2 protein-coding genes and 2 pseudogenes are annotated in these 4139 nt (G+C 66.7%); 3 read left to right on the top strand and 1 reads right to left on the bottom strand.

Translation table 11 applies throughout. From position 1 onward, the window contains the following. A pseudogene (locus WAW17_RS12270) lies at positions 1-1064 on the top strand (cation-translocating P-type ATPase); the annotation flags it as partial. Here WAW17_RS12270 and WAW17_RS12265 read toward each other — a convergent pair. Next, a pseudogene (locus WAW17_RS12265) lies at positions 950-1198 on the bottom strand (hypothetical protein); the annotation flags it as partial. The pseudogenes WAW17_RS12270 and WAW17_RS12265 overlap by 115 nt on opposite strands. On the opposite strand from WAW17_RS12265, the gene WAW17_RS12260 reads away from it, so the two are divergent. Together WAW17_RS12260 and WAW17_RS12255 are read left to right on the top strand one after the other, a co-directional pair. Next, positions 1103-1390, top strand: a complete 288-nt coding sequence (locus WAW17_RS12260) for a hypothetical protein (RefSeq protein ID WP_422333248.1) — start codon at positions 1103-1105, stop codon at positions 1388-1390. The pseudogene WAW17_RS12265 and the gene WAW17_RS12260 sit on opposite strands and share 96 nt — an antisense overlap. Positions 1391-1492: 102 nt before the next feature. Continuing rightward, the coding region (locus WAW17_RS12255; RefSeq protein WP_422333247.1) for a cation-translocating P-type ATPase at positions 1493-4139 on the top strand (2647 nt) is incomplete at its 3' end.

Raw genomic sequence — 4139 nt, 5'->3', positions numbered from 1 at the left:
CCGTGTCGTCCGAACAGGTCATCACCGGGTCCGACTGGGAAACGTTGTCGCACCGAGGGCAGGAGCATGCGGTCGACAAGTGTGTGGTGTTCGCCCGGATGTCTCCGGAGCACAAGGTGCAGATCGTGCAGACGCTCGAACGGGTGGGGCACGTGTGCGCCATGGTGGGGGACGGGGCCAACGACGCGGCGGCGATACGCGCATCGAGCGTGGGTATCGGCGTCAGCTCGCGGGGGAGTGACCCGGCGCGTAGCGCCGCGGACGTCGTATTGCTCGACGGACGCGTCGATGCTCTGCTCGATGCGCTCGACGAGGGACGTCAACTGTGGCGACGGGTGCAGGCCGGTGTGGCGGTCCTGCTCGGTGGCAACGCCGGGGAGGTGGCGTTCGCCCTCATCGGAACCGCTGTTGCCGGGCGGTCACCGCTCACGGCGCGTCAACTTCTGCTGGTGAATCTGCTGACCGACGCACTGCCTGCAGCAGCGCTCGCGGTCAGTCCGCCCAACGGGCAGGCTCGCGGCGAGGGACGTGGCCCCGACAGCGCCGCCCTGTGGAGAGATGTCGCGATCCGGGGTGGGGCCACCGCTGCGGGCGCCACGACGGCGTGGGCAATCGCCCGGGTCACCGGTCGGGCTCGCCGCGCTTCGACGGTGGCTCTGGTCGCCCTGGTCGGCACTCAGCTGGGCCAGACGCTGATCGACTCACGAAGTCCGCTCGTCGTGGTCACAGCGGGAGGATCGCTCGCCGTGCTGGGTGCATTGATCAGCACACCCGGCGTGAGCCACCTACTGGGCTGCACACCTTTGGGGCCGGTGGGCTGGACCCAGGCGCTGGGCGCGGCCGGAGCCTGGACAGCGGTAGCCGCTCTGGCGCCGCGAGTGCTCGAGAAACTCGCGGGCGATCAGTCGACGATTTCGATCACTCCCACGCGCACCAGCACCGCGTACACCTCTCGCAATGGCGGGGTGAGCACGCCGGCAACGAAACCGGCCAATGGATCAGAGCTGGTACCGAGAGCGGCAACGATTGAGTTCCTCACGCCCTTCACAGTCCGCGTCGGAGGTTGCCAACAGGTGAACGACACACAGGATCGAGGAGAATGATGACCCAACTCACACCGGAGAAGGAATCTCTCGAGACGGATTCGCATCGTGCCGCGGTCGCCCGCGTGCGCTCGGCCCGCGGATTCGTGGTGCAACTGCCACTGCTCGGCCGGGTGCCCCTCCCTCCCCCCGAGCAGCTGGCCTTCTTCGCGGCGATCGGCCTGCTCGCGGCTGTCGAGATGATCGAGTGGCCGGTGGCTCTGACCATCGCAGCCGGGCATATCCTGGTCGCCGACGCCCACAACCGTGCGCTCCAGGAAATCGGTGAGGCACTGGAGGAGGCCTGAATCTTGCCGGCCGCGCGAGTGACCACCTCGACCCCGACGTCCCGCCGAGCGCGTGATAATCGAATGACGGTGGCCGAAGGCTGTCGCCCCGAGGGAGGAACGATGACGAGCGCCCTGATCGACGTCGACCCTTCTCTCATGGATGCGAGCATCGTCGCCGAGGAACTGGGGACCGATCCAGAAAAGGGCTTGACGGCGGCGGACGCAGCGCAGCGACTGGCCACTGCCGGTCCGAACGAACTCGACAGCGTCCGGCCGGTGCCTACCTGGCGCAAGTTTCTCGAACAATTCCGGGACCCGTTGATTTACCTGCTGTTCGCTGCAATCGTCATCTCGCTGGTGGCATGGGTGGTGGAGGGTGCGCGGGGATGGCCGTTCGACGCCGTCGTCATCGCAGTCATCGTTGTTCTCAATGCCGTCCTCGGATACGTGCAGCAGGCAAAAGCCGAACACGCGGTCGAGGCGTTGCAGCGGATGAGTGCGGCCACCGCGACCGTGGTCCGGGACGGCGTGCAGCAGCGGGTGTCCACCCGCGAACTGGTGCCCGGCGACATTCTGGTGCTGGCCGAGGGCGACACCGTTGCCGCGGACGCGAGACTGCTGTCGGCCGCCACTCTGATGGTGTCCGAGGCCTCGCTCACCGGGGAAAGCGAACCGGAACTCAAGGATGCCCGCACTCTGGCGGAGCCCGCATCGCTCGGTGATCGCCTCGACATGGTGTTCAACGGGACGGCGGTGACCCAGGGTGTGGGGCGGGCGGTGGTGACCGCCACCGGGATGGCGACCGAGATGGGTCGGATCGCCGGACTTCTGCACACCACCCGCGAGGATCCCACCCCGCTACAACTCGAGATCGCCCGTGTCGGAAGGATGCTCGGCATCGCGGTGATCGCGATTGCAGTGGTGGTCATCGCCACCATTCTTGTGTTCTTCGGCGTCGAGAGCGTCGACGACGTTGTCACCGCCCTTTTGCTCGGCGTCTCGCTGGCCGTGGCCGCCGTACCGGAAGGACTGCCCACGATTCTGTCGGTGGTGCTCGCGTTGGGCGTGCAGCGGATGGCCGGTCACAATGCGATCGTCAAGAAGCTGTCGTCGGTCGAGACTCTCGGCTCGGCGTCGGTGATCTGCTCGGACAAGACCGGCACTCTCACCAGGGGTGAGATGACCATCGGGCGGGTGGTCACCCCGGTGGGAGAGGTGGTCGTCACGGGAGCCGGATACCGGCCGGAGGGGCGGATACTGAGCGACGGCGTCCCGATCGCGGAGGGCAGCAATCTCTGGAGCCAAACGGCTTTCGTGCTGGTGGGGGGCAGTCTCGCCAACAACGCCACCCTGCAGGAGCAGGACGACGGTGAGTGGGCCGTCCAGGGTGATCCGACAGAGGCGGCTTTCCTGGTCGCCGAGGTCAAACTCGGCATCGGGGACCCCCGGACCGGACGCTTCCAGCGGGTGGCCCAGATCCCGTTCACCTCCGAACGCAAGATGATGAGCAGTCTCGAGGCGGATACCCAGCGAGCAGGCAAGATCGCCGTTGTCGCCAAGGGTGCGCCGGACGTGTTGTTGCGGCGCTGCTCCCATGTACAGGTCGGTGATGCCGTGGAGACGCTGGACGATTCGTGGCGAACACGCATTCTCGAGGACGTCGAGCGTCTCGCGGGCGAGGCGTTCCGCACCCTGGCGGTGGCGTATCGGCCGCTCGAGGTCACCATACCGCCGGAGATCGACGAATCCCTGGAACAGAATCTGGTCTACGTCGGCATGGTCGGCATCATCGACCCGCCCCGCCCGGAGGCGGCGGTCGCAATTGCCGAGGCCCACCGCGCGGGGGTGCGGGTCATGATGATCACCGGTGACCACCCCCGCACGGCAGCGCGGATCGCCAAGGACCTCGGCATCGCCGCGGAGGCTGTCGCGGTGGCAGGAGTCGAACTCGAACAGCTCGACGAGGAGCAGTTCCGCGAGACCGTGCGCCGCCGATCGGTCTACGCGCGGGTGTCCCCGGCCGACAAGCTGCGCATCGTCGACGCTCTTCAGGCCGACCGTCAGGTGGTGGCCATGACCGGCGACGGTGTGAACGACGCACCGGCACTGAAATCGGCTGACATCGGGATTGCCATGGGCCGCACCGGTACCGAAGTCACCAAGGAGGCGGCGAAGATGATCCTCGCCGACGACAACTTCGCCACCATCGTGCGGGCGATCCGCGAGGGCCGCGGGATCTTCTCGAATATCAGGAAGTTCTTGCGGTACCTGCTCTCGTCCAACATGGGTGAAGTGCTGACCGTGTTCCTCGGAGTGGTGCTGGCCGGGGTGATCGGCTTGTCCCACGGGGACGGCGCTATCGTGCTTCCGCTACTTGCCACGCAGATTCTGTGGATCAACCTGCTTACCGACAGCGCTCCAGCGTTGGCGATGGGCATGGACCCGGAGACCGAGGACGTGATGAGCCAGCCGCCTCGGTCACTGGACGATCGCGTGATCGACAACCGGATGTGGGCCGGTGTCATCCTGGTGGGTGCGGTGATGGCGGTCGCGACGCTGCTCACGATCGACCTGTATCTGCCCGGTGGTCTGATCGAGGGCTCGGAGTCGCTGGACAACGCCCGCACGGCCGGGTTCACGGTGCTGGTGTTCGCCCAGTTGTTCAACGCCTTCAATGCCCGTTCGGAGACCGGTTCCGCCTTCCGCCGTGTGTTCGCCAATTCCTGGCTGTGGGGTGCTATCGCGCTCTCGGCGCTGCTTCAGGTGG

The sequence above is a fragment of the Rhodococcus sp. (in: high G+C Gram-positive bacteria) genome (assembly GCF_049286785.1).
In the GTDB taxonomy this organism is placed as follows: Bacteria; Actinomycetota; Actinomycetes; order Mycobacteriales; family Mycobacteriaceae; genus Rhodococcus_F.
Note: the sequence above shows the minus strand (reverse complement) of the source record. Positions and strands in the feature narration are given on the sequence as shown.

Bases quoted from the DNA above. Each gene is read 5' to 3' on its own strand.
- WAW17_RS12260 (WP_422333248.1), top strand. From the start codon at position 1,103: ATGACCCAACTCACACCGGAGAAGGAATCTCTCGAGACGGATTCGCAT.